The organism is Bacillus sp. RZ2MS9, from assembly GCF_001816185.2.
Classification (GTDB): domain Bacteria; phylum Bacillota; class Bacilli; order Bacillales; family Bacillaceae_G; genus Bacillus_A; species Bacillus_A cereus.
In genome coordinates, this window is the sequence record NZ_CP049978.1 from 4,203,813 (window position 1) to 4,227,505 (window position 23,693).

The window sequence follows — 23,693 nt, forward strand, 5'->3', positions numbered from 1 at the left end:
ATTATGTCATCCTCCTAAAACGGCGCATAATAGACTGCGAAATGATGTTCATAATAAAGGTAAACAAAAATAACGTTGCACCTACAGCATACATGCTGTAATACGTAATCGTTCCATGCGGAGCATCACCTAAACTTACTTGCACAATATAGGCTGTTAACGTTTGAATAGAATGTGTCGGATCAAGCGATACATTCGGTGTGGATCCTGCTGCAATTACAACAATCATCGTTTCACCAATTGCACGAGAAGCCGCTAATATAATTGCTGCCATAATCCCTGTAAAAGCGGACGGAAACACCACTTGTTTTACCATTTCAAACCGCGTCGCTCCGAGTGCTAATGAAGCTTCTTTCGTCCCTTTCGCCACAGCTCTCATCGCGTCTTCAGATAGAGATGCAACTGTAGGCATCATCATAAATCCGATAACGATTCCTGGACTAATCGCATTAAAAAACTGTAAATCTGGTATAAGCCTTTGTAAAAGCGGCGTAACAATTGTTAATGCAAAAAAACCATATACAATTGTCGGGATACCTGCTAATAGCTCTAACATCGGCTTTAATATTTTCCGTGCACTATTTGAAGCATATTCGCTTAAAAATACGGCACACGCTAAACCGATAGGAATTGCTACAAACATAGCGATTGCTGTTACAAGGAACGTTCCACATATGAGTGGTAATATACCGAATTTAGGGTCTTCAAAAAATGGTAACCATTCTTTCTCCGTCAAAAAGGAGTATAATGATATTTTTTGAAAAAACATGATTGTTTCATTAGAGAGCGTAAAAACAATTCCAAGTGTCGTCACAATAGAAACGCTAGCAATTATTTTTAGTAATAAAGGCACTATTCGATTGATTCGCTGCGTTTTTTTTCTTTGTTTTGTATTTCTTTCAATCAAATGTTGTACAGAAAATGTAATTTGACTTTTGTCATTATGAGCCAAAGATGAAAACCCCTTTCCACCCTGACATTACCTTTTTATTTCTGTTAACATACGCAGCTGTTCATTGTATTTTTCTTTTCGTAATTTTACATACCCGACCTCTTCAGCGAGGTTACCGACATGCTGAATCATAAACTCAACATAGTTTGCTACATTCATTTTATTTCGGATAGATGCATTATTCACATAAGCAAGTAGCGGCCTAGATAACGGCTTATACTTACCTGATTGAATGGTCTCTTTCGTCGGAAATACACCATTTACTTTTATTGCTTTCACCTTATCTCGATTAGCCATATAATAAGCATATCCTACAAAAGCAATGGCATGTTTATCATTCATTACCCCTTGTATAATAACTTGATCATCTTCAGACAAAGAGACTTTTTTTACAATGCGATGATTTTGTAAGATGACATTTTGAAAATAATCATACGTACCAGAGTCTACGCCTGGTGCATAAAACTTCACTTGTTCACGTGGCCATGTTGAATGAATTTGTGACCATCGCTTCTCTCTTCCATCTTCACTCCAAAGTAGTCGTAACTCGTCTACTGACATATCGTCTACCCATGTATTATGGCGATTCACAACAATCGTAAGACCGTCGTTAGCAACCTCAAAAGGTGTGAACTGAATAGAGTTTTTCTTCATTTCATTTTTCTCGACTTGTTTCATTACTCTCGAAGCATTATTTATATCTACTTCTCCTTTACTGAAACGATTAAATCCTCCCCCAGTTCCAGAAATACTGATGGAAATTTTCACGTCTGGATGCACCTTTGTATATTCCTCCGCTACTGCTTCTATAATAGGAAAAACCGTTGAGGATCCATCAACTCTCACTTCTCCCGTATCATTTAAAGCAAATGCAGTAGACATTTCAAAACAGAGGAACCATATTGATAATACGAAAATCTTAATCGGTGTATGCATCCATTTCACGTGTTCTTCCTCCTAGAAGTAACCGGAAATAACAGGATTACAGATATAAGAATACTGCTAAACTATTAATTCGGTTTTAATTGTTTGTAAAAGTTTTGTAAAGTTCCACAAAAATCAACATACGATACAATTTTAATTCAGTAGTAGCTATTCATTTCCTCTGATGATTTCCCTATAAAATATTTATCCCCTATTCCACCATATACAAGTATCATTTATAGGGCCGCGTTTTTTAAATGTTGTATACTTGTCCACATTTATTACACGATATGCATAAACCATAAAAAAAAGCACACTATCTTTTCATATAGTGTGCTTTTTTACGACTTTTTTATTCATCATCTTGATCTTTGTTTTTATTGTCTTTATCATCTTTTGGAGCTTCACCATTTACTTCTTTGTTTTTCAAATCAAAGTAAGCGTCCATAATTTCACGACCAATATATCCATTAATACCAGTCTTATCATCATGTACCCATGGAACGACAACAGAGAATGCTACTTCTGGATCTTCAAGTGGCGCATAACCTACTAATGTTAAGTTATATGTTTCCACACGTTCACCTTTTGCATTTCTACCAATCTCTTTATCTCCGCCATACACAGTTTGAGCTGTACCAGTTTTCCCAGCAGCTTTATATTTTGCACCTGTAAAGTACTTTGTAGCTGTACCACCTGAATCATTATACACTTGTCTAAATCCTTCTTGAACACGTTTAATTTGCGATTCCGGCATATCAATACGATTTAATACTTTCGGTTCCATAGATTGAACAACTTTCCCAACTTCATCTGGTTTCACTGCCGGTTGACGAATTTCTTTTACAACTTGTGGTTGCATACGATATCCACCATTGGCAATCGTCGAAATATATTGCGCTAATTGAAGCGGTGTATACGTATCGTACTGTCCAATTGATAAATCTAGTAAGAAACCTGGTTGACTACTCTTACCCATCTGACCAGCAGATTCATTCGGTAAATCAATTCCTGTTTTTACACCAAGTCCAAACTGTCCGAAATAATAACGCATCGTATCAAATGCTTTTTGAGGTATATCTAACGTACCACCTCTCACATATGGAACACCGGCGATATTCATCGCTGTTTTAAACATATAAACGTTAGAAGACATTTTTAAAGCTGTAAGGTCATTAATGTATCCCATCGTTTTCCAAGACGACTTCGTAGGTGTACCTTTTAATTTAATTGGTTCATCCAATTGTACTGCCCCTGGTTGAATCGCACCAGTTTGATATCCAGTAAGTACTGTTGCACCTTTTACAGTTGACCCCATCGGATAAGAACTTGTCATGGTACCTAATGCAAAGTCATTTACTTTCGTTTGACCATCTTCGTTAACTAATTGTTTCCCCGCCATAGATAAAACTTCACCATTTTTTGGGTTCATCATTACAACAAATGCGCGATCTAAAAGAGGTTCACTTCCTTTAAACCTCATTAAATTCTTCGCAAGAATATCTTCCACGCGCTTTTGTAATTCCATATCAATTGTTAAGTTCAGGTCATTACCACTTTGTCCTTTTGATACATTAATCGTTTCTAAAATATTACCGTTTTTATCTGTAACATTTCTAACTTCTGCTTTCGTACCATGCAGGCTATCTTCATACTGTTGTTCAAGATAACTTTTTCCTACTCGGTCATTTCGATTGTAATCACGAACAAGATAGTAATCTAGTCTTTCTCTCGGTAAGCCTTCATCAGATGTCGACACCCCACCAAGTACACTTCGGAATAAATCATCGTACGTATATTTTCGCTCCCAATCAACATTCGTATCTACACCTGGTAATGCTGCTAGGTTTTCACTAATAATCGAATATTCCTTTTCTGTAGCATCCTTTTTAATAACTTGAGGTGTCATTGCATATCCGCCGTCCATCTTACTCTTAATCGCTAGTATTTCTAGATCTTTGGCGGATAATTGATTAATCTCTTCTTCTGTTACACGACTTCGCTGACGCTCGTCTAATTCTTTATCATCAATTTTTTTATCTTTAAACTCTTGACGATCTTTATTCGTAATTTTTTCTTTAGCTTCCTCTTTATGCATAGCAAGCCAATAATCTTTTTTATCGCGATCTGTTAATTTATCTGTCGGTACTTCAATCAAATCTGCTAGCTTTTTCGCTGTTTCTAAGCGATCCTCTGCAGTTGATCCCTTCATTTTTGTAAATGTAATAGTACGAATGGCTGCATTATCTACTACAGGTCGCCCATAACGGTCAAATATTTTCCCACGCGGTACAGGATTACTTATCGTTGAGTTTTCTTTCTTCTCCACTTCATTCTTATATTCTTCACCGCGAACAATTTGTACATATCCGAGCCTTACAATAACCGCGGAGAACATTAAAAACACGCAGAAAAACAACACGTTTAATCGAAAAGGAACGTGGGTCTTTTTCTTATTTTGCTTCTGCTTCTTGCTCATACAAACCCCCTCTACCAACAGCTATGTAATGTGAAAGGGACACCCTCATACAGGTGTCCTCACTGCTGTCTTACATCTTTTTCTATTCTAGCATAAAACAAACGAGAAGTTAACCTTCTGGTTCAGTTTGGTTTTGCGCGTTCTCTTGCGTTACAACACTTGTTTTACTCGCATTTCCCTCATCATATTTGACATTTTTAACTGCAAAATAAATAAGAAAATGTCCAGCACCTAAAATACATAATAAGTAAGGTAAACTTTTTTCAGGTGGAAAGAATAGTACAGCACATAAAAAACTTAAAATGGAACAGATTCTTCCGGCGTTTAACCATAACTCCCGAACAACGACATATTCCACACGCCATTCTCTCGCATTTTTCGCTCTACCAATTACGTCATATGTCATTGATCCGTACGGAACAAGTAAAATAGGATATGCAATCGCAATACATGCCGCATAAATAAGTAATTTCGTGTATGTAACATTGAAAATAACTAAAAAGACGACAGCATATAAAATAATGCCCCCAAGTAAAATTGCTTTTTTTCGCCACTCCTTCTTTAACATACGAGCAACTAAGTAATAACATACAAAGGATACAGCAGAGTTCACTAAACTGTATTTCCCTAATGCGAACTCACTATTAGTTGCTAAATAAACATATACTGAAATGACAAAAATAAACGTCCCTTCTCTCAATCCTTGGAAAAAATGAGCTCGTGTAATCTTTCCCCAATTTTTATCAATCCGTCGTTCTTTCAATACTTGCACGATTTCATAACGCCCTTCACATTCTCTTTTAGATAAAAAGAAGCTTAAGACGACAGCAATTGCAAATAGAACTAATGAAAGAAAGAATATAACAGTATAGCCACTCCATTTCTCCATACGTGAAATTGTGTATCCTGCTGCTATTGGTCCAATCATCCCAGAGAAGGATGTAAGAAGTCCAAGAAACCCATTAAAGAAATCTCTTGTTTCTGGTTCTGTAATTTCAAATGTCAATAAGTTAAAAGCCAACCAGTAAAAACCGTATCCTACTCCTAAAAGAGCCCCCATTAATAGAATATACTGAGAAGCACTTTTCCCTGCTACTAAGACAACGATAAAAAAAATTGCGAGCGTTCCTACCCCTATTCGTAATAAAATCGAGCGATCGATACGTTTCGCTAATTTCCCCCCTACAAGAAATGTGAGAGGCTGTAATACCACGCTGGCTAAATTATACAAGCCAAGATTCACATAATTTTGTGTTTGTTTCCATAAATAAATATTTACAAACGTATTCGATAAAGAAATTGCGAGCGTGTATAAACCTCCTATAAGGAGCAATAACACTAAATCCCGATTCACTTCAACGTCACCAATTATATGTTTCCATTTCATACACAACTCTCCTTTACTTCATGTTCTAGTCTTCCAAAGACAAGCCCAATTATGTAAAAGGAAAGCATAGAAAAAAGCTAGGGGCTCTCCCCTAGCTTTTTCTATATTTGTTACAATTATTTTGCTTCTTGGTAACGTTTTTCAGCAGCGTTCCAATCTACAACGTTCCAGAATGCACCGATGTAGTCTGGACGACGGTTTTGGTAGTTTAAGTAGTAAGCATGCTCCCAAACATCTAAACCGATAACTGGCGTTTTACCTTCAGTTAAAGGAGAATCTTGGTTTGGAGTGCTTGTTACTTCTAACTCACCATTGTTTACTACTAACCAAGCCCAACCAGAACCGAAGCGAGTTGCGCCAGCTTTTGCGAATTCTTCTTTGAATGCATCGAAGCTACCGAATTTTGCTTCAATTGCAGTTGCAAGTTCACCTACAGGTTGTCCTCCGCCGTTTGGAGATAGGATTGTCCAGAAGAATGTATGGTTAGCATGTCCGCCACCATTGTTACGTACTGCTGTACGGATTGCTTCTGGTACTTCGTTTAAGTTTGCAACTAATTCTTCTACGCTTTTGTCAGCTAATTCTGCATGACCTTCTAAAGCAGCGTTTAAGTTTGTAATGTACGTGTTGTGATGTTTTGTATGATGGATGTTCATTGTTTCTTTGTCAAAGTGAGGCTCTAAAGCATCATACGCATAAGGTAAATTTGGTAATTCGTGTTTTGCCATTGTTATATTCCTCCCAGTTTATGTATTGCCACTTAAGTGACATACAACTTCATTCTACCCTAATTGCCATAGGGTGCAAACAAATAAATCACATTGTCTTGCTATCATTAAAGTAGCAAAATTCCCACTTCTTTTCAATTAAAATGCTCATATATTCCGTAAAAAAAGCTTCCTTCTACAAGGAAGCTTCCTGCTAACATAATAAACATGTGAAATGGATATGGACCCTGTAGGACTCGAACCTACGACCGGACGGTTATGAGCCGTCTGCTCTAACCAGCTGAGCTAAGGGTCCACAATTATGTATGTAACAACATATCAAATAAAGGAATTCCTATCGGATATGCTCTTTAAGAAATGTAAGATAAATTTACCATATAGAAAAGAAAAGTGTCAATTGTATTTTTCTTATTTAAAAGAAGAAAGTTAATAAAAGAAATTTAGTTATCTCCACTATATGTAAATATAATATATCTTGAGATTCTCTAGATTACTACGTTACAATGATTTTATACATACATAAAGGAAGTGAATCTATGTCCATATTTACCCAATTCGTAAAAAGCATATACTCGCCTAAAGATATGGCGCTATTCCGTTTTCAAAAAATCGGTAAAACCATTTTGTATATTATGCTACTTTGCTTAATTACTACTATTCCAAGAACTTTTTTGTACGGTAGTTTTATCCAAGATGGTGTAAGCATGGTAAATCAAGTCATCGATAAAGATTTACCTGATTTTAAAATTGAAAATGGCGAACTAAAAGCCGATATTGATCAACCTATTGAAAAAGAAGAAGGAAATGCACTTTTCGTATTTGATCCAAATTCAACAGACCTAGAAAAATATCAAAATAAAACAGGTTTATTTGTTTTAAAAGATAAAGTAGTCTCTATGGGAAATGGTCAAATACAAACGTATTCTTATAACGATTTGTTAGGTGCATCTCTTGAGAAAAAAGATCTACAAGAATTTATTTCTTTATTTGATAATATTTATCCAATTTTATTATTTGTTATTGGATTCTTAGTGTACCTATTCCAATTATTCATCACTTTTGTAGGTGTGACTTTACTTGCGTTCATCGGTTCTGCTATGAGCGGTCAACGTAAACTATCCTATAAACAAGTTTGGACACTAACTGCATACAGCTACACAATCCCAACAATCTTCTTTATGATTATGGATGCATGTAAGATTGTCGTACCTGGATCAACATTCATCTATATCGCAGTTGTTTTAATTGTTCTGTACTTAACGATTAAAGAAGTTCCAAAACCGAAAGAAAAATAAGAACGAAAAAAAATGCCTAAATAGGCATTTTTTTTTTGGACAAGCATATATTCCTAGCAAAGGAGTGAAGAATATGAAGAGATTAGGTATATTCCTATTCGTGCTTGTTCTCGGTTATATATTTTATTACGATATAAAAATCGGTACTTTACCGATGTTAAGTTCATATAAAAAAACAACTGCTGCTCAAACGATTAAAAAAGAAAACACAGACAGTCAACAAAATAAAGAGAACAAAACAGAAAAAGAAACGGATGTATCTTATAAAACAATTGAAGTAAAAACTGGTGAGACAGTTCTTTCTATTACAGAACAAATTAACAAGAAAAAAATTCCTTCCATAGAAAAAGTCATTGACGACTTTAAACAATTAAACAAAAGTACATCTGCTACAAAAATACAAATTGGAAAGTCTTATAAATTCCCCTTATATCAATAAGCTATCACTTAATCCTTGTCAATTACATAAAGGCGCTGATACAATAGTAAAAGTGAAACCGAGTACTTCGGTTTCTATAGCCCTATATCACGTATACTATCATTGATATGAGGGACTAAATAAGAAACTTCTTTTATAAGGAGAGCGATCTATTCGTGAATGAAATGACTCATCGTACAAAAACACGTCCAGTTAAAGTCGGTAATTTAACAATCGGCGGTAATAATGAATTAATTATACAAAGTATGACAACAACAAAAACACATGATGTTGAAGCAACAGTTGCTGAAATTAAGCGTTTAGAAGAAGCCGGCTGTCAAGTCGTCCGCGTTGCCGTTCCAGATGAACGCGCAGCAGATGCTATTGCTGATATAAAAAAACAAATCAACATTCCACTTGTTGCTGATATTCATTTTGATTATCGCCTTGCTTTAAAAGCAATTGAAGGTGGCATTGATAAAGTACGTATCAATCCAGGTAACATTGGTCGTCGCCATAAAGTAGAAGCTGTTGTAAATGCAGCAAAAGAGCGCGGTATTCCAATCCGTATTGGTGTAAACGCTGGTTCATTAGAGCGTCACATTTTAGAAAAGTACGGGTACCCAACTGCAGATGGTATGGTTGAGAGTGCGCTACATCATATTAAAATTTTAGAGGACTTAGATTTCCACGATATTATCGTATCTATGAAAGCCTCTGATGTTAACTTAGCAATTGAAGCATACGAGAAAGCTGCTCGTGCTTTTGATTATCCATTACATTTAGGTATTACAGAGTCCGGAACATTGTTTGCCGGAACTGTAAAAAGCGCTGCTGGTCTTGGAGCAATCTTAAATAAAGGTATCGGAAATACACTACGTATTTCATTAAGTGCTGATCCAGTTGAAGAAGTAAAAGTTGCTCGTGAACTATTAAAATCATTCGGTCTTGCGTCTAACGCAGCAACACTTATCTCTTGTCCAACTTGTGGTCGTATTGAAATCGATTTAATTAGCATCGCTAACGAAGTGGAAGAATACATCTCTACACTTCAAGTACCAATTAAAGTTGCAGTACTTGGTTGCGCTGTAAATGGCCCTGGTGAAGCTCGTGAAGCTGATATCGGTATTGCCGGTGCACGTGGAGAGGGATTATTATTCCGTAAAGGGCAAGTCGTTCGTAAAGTACCAGAAGAAACAATGGTAGAAGAACTGAAAAAAGAAATCGACGTAATTGCTGCTGAAATGGCTGCTGAACGAGAAAAAGAAAAAGAGACACAAGAACAATAAAAAGAAGGTTGCCACAACATTTGTGAGCAACCTTCTTTTCTACGTAAAAAAGCTCGTCAGTTATATAACCGACGAGCTTTTACTTTGCACATTTTGGACAACGACCATATATTTCAAACTTATGCCCTGTTACTTCATAACCGGTAAAATCTTTATTCATAAAATCCATTGGGCAGGAAGTAATCTCTTTCGTTCCCCCACAATCCAAACAAATAAAATGATGATGATGTTCCATAATAGAACAAGTAAAACGAAAATGTTTTTCACCATTTAATTCCGTTTGTTCTAAAACACCAATCTCAGCAAAAACTGTTAAGTTACGATAAATCGTATCAAAACTAAGCCCCGGATAATCGTCCTTCATATGCTCTAAAACGTCTTTCGCAGTTAAATAACGATTATGTGCTGCAAATAATCTGAGCATCTCTTCTCTTTTTCCAGTATGTTTGTATCCTTTTTCTTTCATTAGGCGTAAAGCTTCTGTTAGATTCATACCTATCCCTACTTTATGCAGTTTTTTTCTTCTTCCATAAAATCGCACCGATTAAAATAAGAACTGCTATCATAACAATTGTACCACCTGGCGCTAGATCAAGTTGATACGAAGCAAACATTCCACCAATTACTGCAATTTCACCAAATAAAATGGAAAAGAAAATTGTTTGTTTAAATCCTTTAGCAATACGAATACTTGCTGCAACTGGTAACGTCATTAATGATGATACAAGAAGAACCCCCACTACACGCATTGATACTGCAATGACAAGAGCAACTAATATAATGAAAATAAAGTGAATCCATTTCGCTCTTAAACCAGTTGATACTGCGTATTCCTCATCAAATGATAATAGAAACAGCTCTTTATATAATAAAATAATTGTCGCAACAACAACAATTGCTACAATCCCAATAATAATTAAATCTGTACTTGTTACAGCACTGACACTACCAAATAAATAACTAAATAAGTCTGTGTTAAATCCATTTGCAAGTGAAATGAAAATAACTCCAACCCCCATCCCTGCCGAAAGGATAATTGGAATTGCTAATTCTTGATAGTGCTTATATACAGTTCGTAACTTTTCGATTAGTAGCGCTCCACCAATCGAGAAAATCATCCCCATATATAAGGGGTTTAAAAACCCACCTGTAAAAATGGTTTTTTCAAGTAATAAACTTGCTGCAATACCCGATAACGTCACGTGACTTAATGCATCCGCAATAAGAGATAAACGACGAATAACAACAAACACACCAATTAACGGTGCAACAAGTCCAATTAAAATACCTGCGTATAAAGAATTACGTAAAAAGTCATATTGTAAAAAATCTTGTATCATTATATCCTCCCGTGATGCTCATGTTCGTGTTCTAAACGATGAACATGATGTCCATATAAGACGGACATTTCTGCATCTTCTAACTCTCGGAACTTCTCTACATTCCCATGGAAATGTAGATGTTGGTTTAGGCATGCAACATGTGTTACTTTTTCAGTAACAGCTCCCATATCATGAGTAACAAGAATTAATGTGATCCCGAGCCTTTTGTTTAAATCCTCTAATATTTCGTAAAAACTTTCCACATTTTTCACATCGATTCCAACAGTAGGCTCGTCCAAAATAAGCAATTCAGGATCACTAACGAGCGCACGAGCAATAAATACACGCTGTTGCTGTCCACCAGAAAGCTCTCCAATGTTACGACCTTGAAACTCACTCATCCCTACATCAGCAATTGCTTTTTCTACCTTTTTCTTATCCTCTTTTGTGAAAAAGCGAAAAAGCCCTTTTTTCGAAACAAGTCCCATTGACACAACTTCAGAAACAGTTGCTGGAAAACCAGAATTGAAACTATTTGCCTTTTGGGATACATAACCAACTTTGTTCCATTCCTTAAACTTCTTACTATCAACGCCAAACACGCGAATGCTTCCTTCTTTTGGCTTTAAAACACCTAATAAACACTTAAGTAAAGTTGATTTACCTGAACCATTCGGTCCCACTAAACCTAAAAAAGCTCCCTTCGGAACTTGCAAATTAATATTTTCTAACACATTCCGATCTTCGTATCGGAATGTTAAACCTTCAATTTCTAATATATTATTCATAGCATCTCACCTATTTTAATTCAGAATGATTCCGATTTATATCTATTTGAATTATAGTACAGCTTATTATAGTTGTAAACCAATCTGCCTAAAATATATCTATTTTTTCAAGAAACCTTACTATTATAACAAAAAGCAGAGAAAAATTCTCTGCTTTCGAAAAATATTCCTATAAACTTTTTAGTGAATAGCCGATTTAAACTTACCACCATTTGTCTCTTGCGTGCTCATAATCGTAACAAACGCATTTTCATCAATTTCATGCACAATTGATTTTAACTTCGTCACTTCTAGACGCGTTACAACTGCATAAATAACTTCTTTTTCTTTATCCGTGTAACCACCTTTCGCTACAAGCTTTGTAGTTCCACGGCCAAGACGATGCAAAATCGCGTTTGATACTTCCTCATATTGATCAGATACAATTAAAACCGCCTTCGTTTCATCTAACCCTTGAATTACTGTATCGATCGTTTTAAATGCGATATAGTACGTCATAACAGAATACATCGCTTGTTCCACACCAAACACAAATGCTGCCCATGCAAAAATAAATAAGTTCACAAACATTACGAATTCACCAACAGAGAACGGTAATTTCTTCGTTAATAAAATCCCCATAATTTCAGTTCCATCTAGCGATCCACCATGACGAATTACAAGTCCTACACCAAGACCTAAAATAAGACCACCAAACACTGTCGCTAAAATAGGTTCTGTTGTAAATGGTGGTACCGCATGTAACGTTGACTCAATGAAAGCTAACGCTACAATACCAAATGTCGAAGATAACATAAATGTTTTTCCAATTTGCTTATAACCGGAATACATAAATGGGATATTGAGAACAACGACTAAAGTAGAAAAACTTAACCACCAAATGTTAGGAGTAAGATAATCTAATATAAGAGAAATACCAATAATTCCACCATCAATAATTTTATTTGGCATTAAAAATAGTTCAATTGCTACCGCCGCGCATGCTGCTCCAAAAATAATCATAACTAAACGATAAATGAGATGAATAACACTTTCTTTTCGATGTTGCTTTTGCTCCATAAGTCCTCCCTTTACTCTTTTTCTGTAGTTTTGTCCTTATATTATAACATACGCTTCTTTTCCTCATGAAAAAAGAAACTCCATACGAATATGTACAAGCTATATGCTCATATATTTCGATAGAAGAACGCGTGAAGGAGGATAATAAGATGAACCTCATTAAACAAATTGTTAATAAAAAATTAAATCATATTTCTACAAAAGAGTTATTAAAATATAGCAAAGAATATGAAGTTCCCATTACAGCCGCACAAGCTGATCAAATCGTTTTACTTATGAAGGGTAAAAATATTAATATTTACGATAACAACGAGCGACTAGAGCTCTTAAAACAAATCGCAAAAGTAACTTCCCCTGCCACTGCCCAACAAGTAAATACATTATTTCAGCAACTACTAAAATAAGGAGGGGATTTCCCCCTCCTTATTGCGCTTTAATTTTTTCAAGAAGCCCTTCATCAAAAGTGCCGTTTTTCAGCATTTCGATTTCCAATTTGTATGGCGGCTTCTTATCTTTTTTATCTTCCCCTACATACGGTGTTTCAAGAATTTTTGGTACATGCATTAACTGTGGATGATGTACAATGTGATGCAATGCTTTATACCCAATGTGACCAAATCCAATGTTTTCATGACGGTCTTTTCCTGCTCCGCGTATATTTTTACTATCATTAATATGAAGTACTTGTAAACGATCTATACCAACGATTTTATCAAATTCGTTTAATACGCCGTCAAAGTCATTTACAATATCATATCCTGCATCGTGCGTATGACATGTATCAAAGCATACAGATAGCTTTTCATTATATTTTACACCATCAATAATTTTTGCAATTTCTTCAAAGCTACGACCGCATTCTGTTCCCTTTCCTGCCATCGTCTCTAACGCAATGTTAACCGTCTGTTCTGGCGTTAATACTTCATTAAGCCCTTTAATAATTTGTTGAATACCAGCATCCGCTCCAGCACCAACGTGCGCTCCTGGGTGAAGAACAATTTGTTTCGCTACACCTAATGCCGATGTTCTTTCAATTTCCATGCGAAGAAAGTCTACGCCTAATTGGAATGTTTCTGGCTTCGTCGTATTCCCAACATTAATAATATACGGCGCATGGACGATAATTTCCTCAATTCCGTTCAGCTCCATATGTTTTCTTCCTGCTTCTATGTTCAATTCTTCAATTGGTTTTCTTCGTGTATTTTGCGGTGCACCTGTATAAATCATAAACGTTGTTGCACCGTATGAAACAGCCTCTTCACTTGCTGCTAATAACATTTTCTTACCACTCATGGAAACATGAGATCCAATCTTTAACATACAATCACCTCTTCAATATACAATAGATATAATGATAGCATAATTTGTAGAAATATGTAGTGAATTGTTTGTTCACAAAAGATGCACTACACAAATTTATATGACTATTTATACAGACTATACTTTTCATTTAAATTAGCTGGATTAAGTGAAACTTTAATCAATACTTTTCTATCCATATTGATTACACCTCCCACAAATAGCGGGATAAAAAAAAGATAAGGGAAACCCCTTATCTTTTTTTATTGCCATATTTTTTCTTCACTTTGTCACGTTCTGTTGCAAGTTTACGTTTATAGTTTGGTTTTACTTTTTTCGGTTTTTTAATAACTTTCGTTGCCATAACATCAAGTTCGTCATTTGGTTTTTTACGGCTCTTACGACGACGACGCTCACCTAAATCGGCCCACTCATCTCCGCGTAAATCTACATGCTTGAACTCAATATGACGTTGTTTTTCTAAACTATCTAACGCTTCTTCGTTTGCTGGATCATATATCGTCACTGCAATACCAGAATGCCCCGCACGTGCTGTTCTTCCAACGCGGTGAACGAAGAAATCTAAATCTGATGGTAGCTCATAGTTAATAACATGGCTAATCCCTTCAATATCAATACCACGTGCTGCTAAATCAGTCGCAACAATATATTGGAATTCAAGGTCACGAATTTGTTTCATCATTTTTTTACGATCACGTGGTGATAAATCCCCGTGAATTCGTCCAACTTTTAAGCCGCGTTCCATTAATCCATCAGCAACTTGGTCTGCCATCTTTTTCGTATTCGTGAAAACAACTGCTAAATACGGTTTAAATTGAAGTAGCATTTTATGCACTAAATCAATTTTATTACGATGTTTAGAAGGCACTAAATAGTGTTCAATGTTTCCAGCTGCAACTTGTTTTGGATTGATATGAATATGCTCTGGATTCTCCATATACTTCTTCAGAAACGGTTTTAGTTTTTGAGGAATTGTTGCAGAGAAAACTAACATTTGCAAGTTTTTAGGCATGCGTGCTGCAATTTTATCTACATCATGAATGAATCCCATATCAAGCATTAAGTCTGCTTCATCGACAATAATCGTATTTGCTTTATGAACAAATAATGCTTGCTCTTCTACTAAATCTTTAATACGTCCTGGTGTTCCAACTACGATATGAGGTTGTTTTTTCAACTTTTCAATTGAGCGTTGTTTATCAGTTCCACCAATTAAACAACGTGCTGTAATCATTTGGTCTTCCGCACAAAACTTTGTTAATTTCACGATTTCTTCGTAAATTTGTTGTGCTAACTCACGAGTAGGCGCTGTAATAACAAGTTGTACTTCTTCACGACTTGCATTAATTCTGTTTAATGTAGGAAGTAAGTATGCATGTGTTTTCCCAGAACCTGTTTGGGATTGTCCAATTACACTTACACCTTTTTTCACGACCGGGAAAATTTTCTGCTGAATTCCTGTCGGCTCTGTAAAGCGTAGTTCACGAACTGCATCTATTAAAAATGGTTTAAAATCATACTGTGTAAAAGTTTGTTGTGTCATAAGTTACACCTTCTTTCTAAAATTTCTACTGCGCGCACAAATCAGTCAAGTCTACATTATATCGAAATCTACAAGTAAAATCCATCTTTAGTTTAGGTTTTCACTTCAAAAACTAACCTTCTTCCCTTTTATTGCATATTGTATGTGTATATACCTAACTGAAGAAAGGAGGATTTCTCACATGTTTCCGAAATCCCCTACAAGGCAAATGTATCCGAATCCAGGGCAACAACCTTATACACCATATCCAATTCCACAACTACCACCAATGGCACACAAAAAGAAAGGTTTTCTTGCTAAGCTTTTTAAAAAACACGATCCAACCGAGCCTTTTATGCAAATGGTTCCACCTTACCGACAAATGGAGGGGCAACCGATGATGCATCAGCAACCACCACCGCCACAATATCAACAGCAATATCAGCAGCAATACCACCAACAATATCAGCAGCAACATCCACAATATCAACCATACATGCAGCAACACCCTGAGCAAATGATACCGCCTCAAATGTATGAATCAAATGAAACGCGCGGCGGCGCAACTACAGCTGCGGCAACAGCAAGCAGTGGCATCGGCAGTTTCTTTTCGAACTTAATTTCGAATCCTACTAATATGATAAACAACATCGAAAAAGTATCCCAAGTCGTTCAATCTGTAGGTCCTGTCGTCGAACAGTATGGTCCTATTATGCGTAGTCTACCAAGCATTGTTAAAATCCTCACCTCTGGAAAAAGTACGGAAGAAAATCAAACGGAAAATGTAACAGAGCCAGTTGAGGTAGAAAGTCCGCCTCCTGCACCTCAAAAAAAGAAACGAAAACGAAAGAAAATAGTGATTGAACCTGTAATAGAAAAAGAGTTACCGAAAGAACCAGTTCAACAAACAGCAACAAAACCAAAACTATATGTGTAACAATCCTTTGTTTTCTATCCACTCCTCCTTTATAATGTAAAAGACTATGCACAAAAGTATCCCTTGTTTAGAAGGAGAGGATTACTCATATGAAAATTGTTAAAATTTCCCCTCGTGGTTATTGCTACGGTGTTGTCGATGCAATGGTAATTGCACGTAACGCTGCATTAGATAAATCATTGCCGAGACCCATTTATATTTTAGGTATGATTGTTCACAATAAACATGTTACAGACGCTTTTGAAGAAGATGGAATCATCACATTAGACGGTCCAAGTCGCTTAGAAATTTTAGATAAAATTGATTCTGGTACTGTTATTTTCACAGCACACGGTGTTTCTCCAGAAGTTAAACAACGCGCAAAAGAAAAAGGTTTAACAACAATCGATGCCACTTGCCCAGATGTTACCAAGACGCATGACCTTATCGAAGCTAAGAAAGCGGAAGGGTATCATGTCATTTATATCGGTAAAAAAAATCATCCAGAGCCAGAAGGCGCAGTTGGTATTGCACCTGACATCGTTCACCTTATCGAAAGAGCCGATGATTTAAAAACATTAGAAATCCCAACAGATAAAATTTTAGTAACAAATCAAACAACGATGAGTCAATGGGATGTTCAACATTTAATGGAGGACATTCAAAAAAAATTCCCAACAGCAGAATTCCATAAAGAAATTTGTTTAGCTACTCAAGTTCGCCAAGAAGCTGTCGCTAAACAAGCTGATGTTGCAGACTTAACAATTGTTGTTGGTGATCCGAAAAGTAACAATTCAAATCGCTTAGCACAAGTATCACAAGAAATCGCGGGTACAAAAGCATATCGAGTTGCTGATGTAAGCGAAATTCAATTAGAGTGGCTACAAGGTGTAGAAAACGTAGCTGTTACAGCAGGTGCTTCTACTCCAACGCCAATTACGAAAGAAGTTATCGCTTTCTTAGAGCAATATGACCCAATGAATCCCGCTACATGGGAAAGAGTTCGAAAAGTACCGTTACAAAAAATATTACCTCGCGTGAAAGTGAAAAAAGAACAATAATAAAAACCGTTGCTTACATGAGCAACGGTTTTTATTTTTCTTATACAAATATAAATGGATCTGTATGTAACTGCGAAGCATGAATGTGTACATTGAGTTTCTTTGCATCCACTTTTTCTTGTAATTGCTTTTGCACACCTTGTTTCATTACTTTTTCAACATTATGTCCCGGGTCAACTATATTTAAACCGAGCATCATCGCATCATGAGCAACATGATAGTACATGTCACCAGTTACATATACATCTGCTCCTTTAAATTTCGCTTGGTTTATATATTTATTACCATCTCCACCAAGTACAGCTACTTTACGCACTTTATCATCTAACTTACCGACAACTCTTGCGCCCTTCACGTCTAATGATTGTTTCACATGTTCTGCAAATTGGCCAAGCGTCATTTCTTCTTGTAAGTATCCTATTTTTCCTAGGCCTAACGTTTCACCTTTATTATCAAGCGGATACACATCGTACGCTACTTCTTCATAAGGGTGCGCCGTTACCATTGCTTTAATCACTTTCCGCTGTAAGGAAGCTGGAATAATCGTTTCGATTCGCACTTCTTCTACACGTTCTAACTGTCCAGTTTCCCCGATATAAGGATTTGTCCCCTCTTGAGGTACAAATGTGCCTGTACCCTCGCTACTAAACGTACAGTGGCTATAATTGCCGATATGACCAGCACCTGCGTCTCCTAATGCTTTCCTTACTTCTTCTGCATGAGTGACTGGCACAAACACAACAACTTTTTTCATTTCTTCTGCATATGTCGGTGCCAAAACTTCTGTATTTTGCAATCCTAACGCCTCAGCAAGTAAATCATTTACCCCGCCCTTAGCAACATCCACATTTGTATGCGCTGCATAGATTGCAATATCATTTTTAATACACTTTTCAATAATTTTCCCATACGCCTTATCTGTATGAATTGCTTTTAACGGGTTAAAAATTAAAGGATGATGAGCAATAATGACATTTGCCCCTAATTGAATTGCTTCATCCACAACTTCTTCCGTTACATCTAACGCAATCAATACGTGCTGCACGGGTTTATTAAGCGCTCCAATCTGCAGGCCAATCTTATCTCCTTCCATCGCCAAATGCTTCGGATACATACTTTCAAATAAAGAAATAATTTCATGGCCGTTTGGAATTTTACTCATGATAAAACCTCCCCTATCATTTTCATTTTCGCTTCTACTTCCCCACGCTTCGCTTTTGTTTCTTCAGAATCAGCCGCACGTTCCAACTGTTTTAAAATATTTTGGAAGTTTTTTAATTCTCCTTCCCATTTTTCAACGAAAGCCTCACTTTTTTCTTTTATTAAAAATGGTCCCATAAACAATTCAGCTTGTTTATTTTCAGAGTAAGGCGCTACAACATTTCCTCGCTCCCCTACTAAAATTTCGTAAATTTTCCCATCTTCTTTTACGATTTTTTCATGGATAAGCTCCCAACCATTCTCAATAAACCATTCACGAATATGATGCGCTGCAATATTCGGCTGTAAAATTAAACGTGTTACACCTTCTAATTTTTCTTTACCACTTTCTAAAATGTCACGAATTAACGCTCCGCCCATTCCAGCAACCGTAATTACATCTACTTCTCCTGGCGCTATAACAGCTAATCCATTCCCTTTACGCACATCTACTTTATCTTGTAAACCACTTTCAGCTACAGTTGCTTGCGCAGAGCGAAATGGTCCATCTACAACCTCTCCTGCAACTGCTTTTGTAGCAATATTATTTATAATTGTATAACACGGTAAATACGCATGATCCGATCCAATATCAGCAACTGTAGATCCTACTGGTATTTCACGTACAACTTCTTCTAATCGTTTTGAAAGCTTTACTTCATTCATGTATTTCCATTACTCCTTCTCTTGTCAGTCTGTCTCCATGATAATGAATTTATAGTAGTTGTTGCAAGCCCATAACAACAATTCACCGCTCTATCATTCATCGTATTTTAGAAAATATAGAAAAACAAGCCCTTTGCATAAGCAAAAGGCTTGTCATACGGAACTTTATTTTTTCTTCGATAACCAATCAGCTACTTTAGCGGCTTGATCAGCTGGAACTATATTGGCAGGCATATTGCCTTTTCCTTTCGAAAGAATTTCTTTAATTTCATCCTTTGAAAGTTTCCCACCAATTTTTTGTAAGTTAGGTCCAACTGCCCCTTGTAACTGATCACCATGGCAGCTCGTACAGCTTTGCTTCACAATATCCTCTGGCTTTGATGCTGTTTGTGCTGGCTTCCCGCCATTTTTTGCATCAGCTAACTCTTTAGATTTATTTAGCCCCTGAAATGAAAATACAAACATAACGATAATACCCAATGCTGCAATAAGAGCGAACGGAATCAGCGGATTACGTTTCATATCTCTTCTCCCCCCTCTATACCCCTAAATAGTTAGATGATTCAGTCATTTCCATTGTACTTGAAAACGCTCTATCAGAAAAGAGTAAACTACCACTTGTTAAAAATATTCCATAAATTCAGTTTATTGTTTTTTATTGTCATATCGCTTATTATTTCGATAATTATTAACGTTTCTCATCATATTTTTCGCTTTTCTACATATATTTTTGTATATAATAAACAAAATTAATCGAAAAATCGAAAAATGAGCATTTGCAAATCAAAAGACAATTCTGTAAAATAAATTACAAGAAATTGTAATCGTTGCCCATAGCTAAATTTTAACAAAAATTAACAAAATAAAAAAGTTTACTTCACAAAAGTGAAGTAAACTTAAAAAATAACCTATTCTAAGAAATCCTTAAGACGCTTACTACGGCTTGGATGTCTTAATTTGCGAAGTGCTTTTGCTTCAATTTGACGAATACGCTCTCTCGTTACGCCGAATACTTTCCCAACTTCTTCAAGCGTACGAGTTCGTCCATCATCTAAACCGAAACGAAGACGTAGAACATTTTCTTCACGATCTGTTAGTGTATCTAACACATCTTCTAATTGTTCTTTTAGCAATTCATAGGCTGCATGGTCCGCAGGCGATGTTGCTTCTTGGTCTTCAATAAAGTCACCTAAATGGGAGTCATCTTCTTCACCAATTGGTGTTTCAAGAGAAACTGGCTCCTGTGCAATTTTTAAGATTTCACGTACTTTTTCTGGAGCAAGATCCATTTCCTCACCAATCTCTTCAGGAGATGGTTCGCGACCTAAATCTTGTAATAATTGACGTTGTACACGAATTAACTTATTAATCGTTTCAACCATATGAACTGGAATACGAATTGTTCGTGCTTGGTCTGCAATGGCACGTGTAATAGCTTGGCGAATCCACCAAGTTGCATACGTACTAAATTTGAAACCTTTACGATAATCGAACTTTTCAACAGCTTTAATTAGACCCATATTACCTTCTTGAATTAAGTCTAGGAAAAGCATGCCACGGCCTACATAGCGCTTTGCAATACTTACTACAAGACGTAAGTTTGCTTCTGCAAGACGACGTTTCGCTTCTTCATCGCCTTCTTCAATACGCGTTGCAAGTCGAATTTCTTCTTCTGCAGATAGTAAGTCTACACGACCAATTTCTTTTAAATACATACGAACAGGATCGTTGATTTTAACCCCAGGTGGTACACTTAAATCATTGAGGTCAAACTCTTCTTCTGTTTTTGTAATTTGGCGATTATTAGGGCCTTCTTCGTTGTCATTATCACCAACTAAATCAATGCCTTGTTCACCTAAATATTCATAGTATTCATCCATTTGATCGGATTCAATTTCAAATCCATTCATGCGTTCTGCAATCTCTTCATATGTAAGAACGCCACGTTTTTTTCCGAGCTCAGTGAGTTGTTCTTTCACTTGCTCAAGGGTCATTTCAGTTTCAATTTGTTTAGAACGAGCTGGTTTGTCAGCCATCTGTTCCCCTCCTTACGCGAGATACAAACATTCATTATACTAAAACTTTATCAAAAAAGCTATTTTCTCGCTTTTTGATTTTGTAAATATGCTACATAATATTTAGCAGCCTCTACAGGATCTGTTTTTTCCATTTGTTTCACTTTAAAGATGATCTCCATCTTTTCAAGTTTTTCCTGATGCCGTCTAAGCGTCTCCAAATGGCCTTGCAACACTTCTTCTGTGTATTCTGGATTAATAAATTCATCCGTCGAAATATCAGTGATAATATTTTTCAACTTTTCATCAGAGAGCCAACTTAAAAATGTTCCGACTGAAGGTTCATTTCCCTTTTCATAATATGCGTATAGTTCATATAAAATCCCTTTATGTTCTTCTGTATGAAAATCTTCTATATGGGATTCCATACGAACAGCTACTTCTGCACTTTGCAACATATGGTAAATAATTTCTCTTTCCGCTCTTTCAAAACCTGTTAACTTCGGTTTTGTTTGAACGACTTGAGACGGTTTAGCAACCTGCTTTATTTGTTTTTGCTGTACCTTTTGTTCTTTGCGATATTGGTGCAATTGATTCAAAAGTGTTTCCATTGAATACGAAAATTCTTGCGATAATGACTTCAAATATGACTCTGCCTGCATCGCATCTTGTAACAACGATAACTCTTTTAAAACACTTTTCACATATTCTTCTTTGCCAGACTCATCTTGCAAATTTTTCCCTAAACGCAAATAATTTATTTTAAAACCAACAAAACTCACACTTGATTTCACAAGATTTTCAAAAGCAGTAGTCCCATATTGTTGCACATATTCATCAGGATCAAGCTTATCTGGCAAGGATGTGACTTTCACTTGGCAACCAACTTTTAGCAATAATTGCCCTGCTTTCATCGTCGCTTCTCGCCCTGCTTTATCACCATCATAGCAAAGAACAACAGTTTCAACGTTACGTCGCAGAAGTTTTGCTTGTTCTTCAGTTAAAGCTGTTCCCATTGTCGCAACAGCTTCTTCCACACCACTTTTTACCGCAGCTAGTACATCGGCATATCCTTCAAAAAGAACCACTTGCCCACGTTTTCTAATAAACGGTCTTGCTTGGTGGAAGTTATACAACAATTTACTTTTGTGAAAAATCGGTGTTTCAGGGCTATTTAAATATTTCGGAGTGTCATCTCCTAACGCCCTTCCACTAAACGCTATCACCTTACCTTGTAACGTATAAATCGGGAACATAACTCTTCCACGGAAGCGATCATAATGACTACCATCCTTCTCACTTCTTATTAGAAGGCCAGCTTGTTCCATACTAGACAGCGATAAACCTCTTTTTTGTAAAATTTTCGTCGCTGCATCCCAAGTAGGTGATGCATAACCAATTTCAAACTTCTCAATCATCTCTTTCGTAATACCACGGTTTAATAAATATGAAAGTGCTTCATTTCCCTCTTCCGTATTTACTAATAAATGATGATAATACTTTTTCAATAATTCATGAGCTTGTTGCATGATGACAGTGTCATCAGATATGTCTTCTTGTTGTCCTTGCCCTGATGTATACTCTGCAACCGCAATTCCATTTCTTTCGCCTAGCTTTTGAACAGCCTCGGTAAAAGCCAGTCCTTCCATTTTCATTAGAAAGGAAAATACATTTCCACCTTCTCCACATCCGAAGCAATGAAAAATTTGCTTATCAGATGAAACAGAGAATGAAGGAGAATTCTCACCATGAAATGGACAAAGGCCGAAATAGTTACGCCCCTGTTTTCTAAGTTGAACGTATTCACCAATGACTTCTACAATATCGGATGATGTCCGAATCTGTTCAACAACTTCTTCGGGAATTCTGTTCCCCATAACTCCATCTCCGTGTCGTATTTTGTATTCGATATAAATTAAAAAATTCCTTTATAATTCGACAATATTTTTCTAAACTTGTTAGAAAGTGTTGCCGATTACATTGTATAAACGATTTTAAACCTTTCCTATAGGTCCTTTATCTGCATAAATCGCATATACATACTTGCTATATAAAATTGTATACATTTGCTCATCTGTTACAAATGTATCTCTTAGAAACAATACATATACACCTTTTTATAAGAAGAGTAGCAAGCCACATATACTGTTTGATCTTGAGATTTGTAACTTTCTCATGTTGATCCATATAACGATCAACTCCATTTTGTTCAGTATCTACAAAGATCCAATGGCCTTGCTATTTCCTTAAAGGATGAGCATATGATGCGACAAACAAAATTCCGACATGAAATTCCGCTCCAACTTGCACAATTTCAGCCTTCACGGGATATACATCCACACCAACTAATAT

The 23,693-nt window shown here is 36.3% G+C and carries 22 protein-coding genes and 1 tRNA gene; 6 read left to right on the top strand and 17 right to left on the bottom strand.

The annotated features are described in order from the left end of the window. Nucleotide 1: 1 nt before the first annotated feature. The 6 genes from pstC to BHV55_RS21445 all read right to left on the bottom strand — a co-directional run bounded on the left by pstC (nt 2) and on the right by BHV55_RS21445 (nt 6,765). Complete coding sequence (gene pstC, locus BHV55_RS21420; protein ID WP_048567745.1) at nt 2-952, bottom strand: phosphate ABC transporter permease subunit PstC; 951 nt, start codon at nt 950-952, stop codon at nt 2-4. Between the two features lie 27 nt (nt 953-979). Further along, a complete protein-coding gene (locus tag BHV55_RS21425) occupies nt 980-1,897 on the bottom strand; it encodes a PstS family phosphate ABC transporter substrate-binding protein (RefSeq protein ID WP_048567744.1) in 918 nt (305 codons plus the stop codon). A 331-nt stretch (nt 1,898-2,228) separates the two neighbouring features. Continuing rightward, nucleotides 2,229-4,355: a peptidoglycan D,D-transpeptidase FtsI family protein gene (locus BHV55_RS21430; protein WP_000038982.1), complete on the bottom strand. Its 2,127-nt coding sequence runs from the start codon at nt 4,353-4,355 to the stop codon at nt 2,229-2,231. Nucleotides 4,356-4,464: 109 nt separating this feature from the next. Further along, a complete protein-coding gene (locus tag BHV55_RS21435) occupies nt 4,465-5,742 on the bottom strand; it encodes an MFS transporter (RefSeq protein ID WP_000871385.1) in 1,278 nt (425 codons plus the stop codon). Between the two features lie 116 nt (nt 5,743-5,858). Continuing rightward, nucleotides 5,859-6,470 (bottom strand): superoxide dismutase [Mn], encoded by a 612-nt coding sequence (sodA, locus tag BHV55_RS21440; RefSeq protein ID WP_001052031.1) that lies wholly within the window; start codon nt 6,468-6,470, stop codon nt 5,859-5,861. 221 nt (nt 6,471-6,691) lie between these two features. After that, nucleotides 6,692-6,765: transfer RNA gene (locus tag BHV55_RS21445), tRNA-Ile, on the bottom strand. Between the two features lie 241 nt (nt 6,766-7,006). On the opposite strand from BHV55_RS21445, the gene yqgB reads away from it, so the two are divergent. The 3 genes from yqgB to ispG all read left to right on the top strand — a co-directional run bounded on the left by yqgB (nt 7,007) and on the right by ispG (nt 9,472). Further along, the gene (yqgB, locus tag BHV55_RS21450; protein WP_000021899.1) at nt 7,007-7,765 is read left to right on the top strand and encodes a protein YqgB; all 759 of its coding nucleotides are present in this window, start codon (nt 7,007-7,009) and stop codon (nt 7,763-7,765) included. Nucleotides 7,766-7,838: 73 nt separating this feature from the next. Next, entirely contained in the window at nt 7,839-8,204 is a 366-nt protein-coding gene (gene yqfZ, locus BHV55_RS21455) for a protein YqfZ (RefSeq protein WP_000825416.1), read from the top strand. A 164-nt stretch (nt 8,205-8,368) separates the two neighbouring features. Continuing rightward, nucleotides 8,369-9,472: a flavodoxin-dependent (E)-4-hydroxy-3-methylbut-2-enyl-diphosphate synthase gene (gene ispG, locus BHV55_RS21460; protein ID WP_153577907.1), complete on the top strand. Its 1,104-nt coding sequence runs from the start codon at nt 8,369-8,371 to the stop codon at nt 9,470-9,472. 79 nt (nt 9,473-9,551) lie between these two features. Here the strand turns inward: ispG and BHV55_RS21465 are convergent, their stop codons facing one another. From BHV55_RS21465 to BHV55_RS21480, 4 genes are all read right to left on the bottom strand, one after another. Continuing rightward, nucleotides 9,552-9,965: a Fur family transcriptional regulator gene (locus BHV55_RS21465; protein WP_001054516.1), complete on the bottom strand. Its 414-nt coding sequence runs from the start codon at nt 9,963-9,965 to the stop codon at nt 9,552-9,554. Nucleotides 9,966-9,978: 13 nt separating this feature from the next. Next, entirely contained in the window at nt 9,979-10,812 is an 834-nt protein-coding gene (locus BHV55_RS21470) for a metal ABC transporter permease (RefSeq protein WP_000613815.1), read from the bottom strand. Then, complete coding sequence (locus tag BHV55_RS21475; protein WP_001059662.1) at nt 10,812-11,582, bottom strand: metal ABC transporter ATP-binding protein; 771 nt, start codon at nt 11,580-11,582, stop codon at nt 10,812-10,814. The genes BHV55_RS21470 and BHV55_RS21475 overlap by 1 nt, the downstream gene beginning before the upstream one ends. A 180-nt stretch (nt 11,583-11,762) precedes the next feature. After that, nucleotides 11,763-12,641 carry a YitT family protein gene (locus tag BHV55_RS21480; protein ID WP_000435963.1) on the bottom strand — a complete coding sequence of 293 codons (879 nt, stop codon included), beginning with the start codon at nt 12,639-12,641 and terminating at the stop codon, nt 11,763-11,765. A gap of 149 nt (nt 12,642-12,790) precedes the next feature. On the opposite strand from BHV55_RS21480, the gene BHV55_RS21485 reads away from it, so the two are divergent. Beyond that, entirely contained in the window at nt 12,791-13,045 is a 255-nt protein-coding gene (locus tag BHV55_RS21485) for a DUF2624 domain-containing protein (RefSeq protein WP_001048954.1), read from the top strand. Nucleotides 13,046-13,064: 19 nt separating this feature from the next. Here the strand turns inward: BHV55_RS21485 and BHV55_RS21490 are convergent, their stop codons facing one another. Then, the gene (locus BHV55_RS21490) at nt 13,065-13,961 is read right to left on the bottom strand and encodes a deoxyribonuclease IV (RefSeq protein WP_000912456.1); all 897 of its coding nucleotides are present in this window, start codon (nt 13,959-13,961) and stop codon (nt 13,065-13,067) included. Nucleotides 13,962-14,193: 232 nt separating this feature from the next. After that, on the bottom strand, nt 14,194-15,504 hold the full coding sequence (locus tag BHV55_RS21495; RefSeq protein WP_000194015.1) for a DEAD/DEAH box helicase: 1,311 nt from the start codon (nt 15,502-15,504) through the stop codon (nt 14,194-14,196). A gap of 181 nt (nt 15,505-15,685) precedes the next feature. Between BHV55_RS21495 and BHV55_RS21500 the strand changes: the two genes are divergently transcribed. Together BHV55_RS21500 and BHV55_RS21505 are read left to right on the top strand one after the other, a co-directional pair. Beyond that, nucleotides 15,686-16,420 (top strand): YqfQ family protein, encoded by a 735-nt coding sequence (locus tag BHV55_RS21500; RefSeq protein ID WP_070756953.1) that lies wholly within the window; start codon nt 15,686-15,688, stop codon nt 16,418-16,420. 89 nt (nt 16,421-16,509) lie between these two features. Continuing rightward, nucleotides 16,510-17,460, top strand: coding sequence for a 4-hydroxy-3-methylbut-2-enyl diphosphate reductase (locus tag BHV55_RS21505; RefSeq protein ID WP_000706659.1), 951 nt, complete (start codon nt 16,510-16,512; stop codon nt 17,458-17,460). Between the two features lie 40 nt (nt 17,461-17,500). Here BHV55_RS21505 and BHV55_RS21510 read toward each other — a convergent pair whose 3' ends face one another. The 5 genes from BHV55_RS21510 to dnaG form a co-directional block, all read right to left on the bottom strand. Beyond that, nucleotides 17,501-18,622 (bottom strand): Nif3-like dinuclear metal center hexameric protein, encoded by a 1,122-nt coding sequence (locus BHV55_RS21510; protein ID WP_000036220.1) that lies wholly within the window; start codon nt 18,620-18,622, stop codon nt 17,501-17,503. Beyond that, nucleotides 18,619-19,326, bottom strand: a complete 708-nt coding sequence (locus BHV55_RS21515; RefSeq protein WP_001006544.1) for a tRNA (adenine(22)-N(1))-methyltransferase — start codon at nt 19,324-19,326, stop codon at nt 18,619-18,621. Before BHV55_RS21515 ends, BHV55_RS21510 begins: the two co-directional genes overlap by 4 nt. A gap of 165 nt (nt 19,327-19,491) precedes the next feature. Then, a complete protein-coding gene (gene cccA / locus BHV55_RS21520; protein WP_000828141.1) occupies nt 19,492-19,848 on the bottom strand; it encodes a cytochrome c550 in 357 nt (118 codons plus the stop codon). 386 nt (nt 19,849-20,234) lie between these two features. Beyond that, complete coding sequence (rpoD, locus tag BHV55_RS21525; protein WP_000764066.1) at nt 20,235-21,362, bottom strand: RNA polymerase sigma factor RpoD; 1,128 nt, start codon at nt 21,360-21,362, stop codon at nt 20,235-20,237. Between the two features lie 59 nt (nt 21,363-21,421). Beyond that, nucleotides 21,422-23,218, bottom strand: a complete 1,797-nt coding sequence (gene dnaG / locus BHV55_RS21530) for a DNA primase (protein ID WP_000528224.1) — start codon at nt 23,216-23,218, stop codon at nt 21,422-21,424. Between the last annotated feature and the right edge of the window lie 475 nt (nt 23,219-23,693).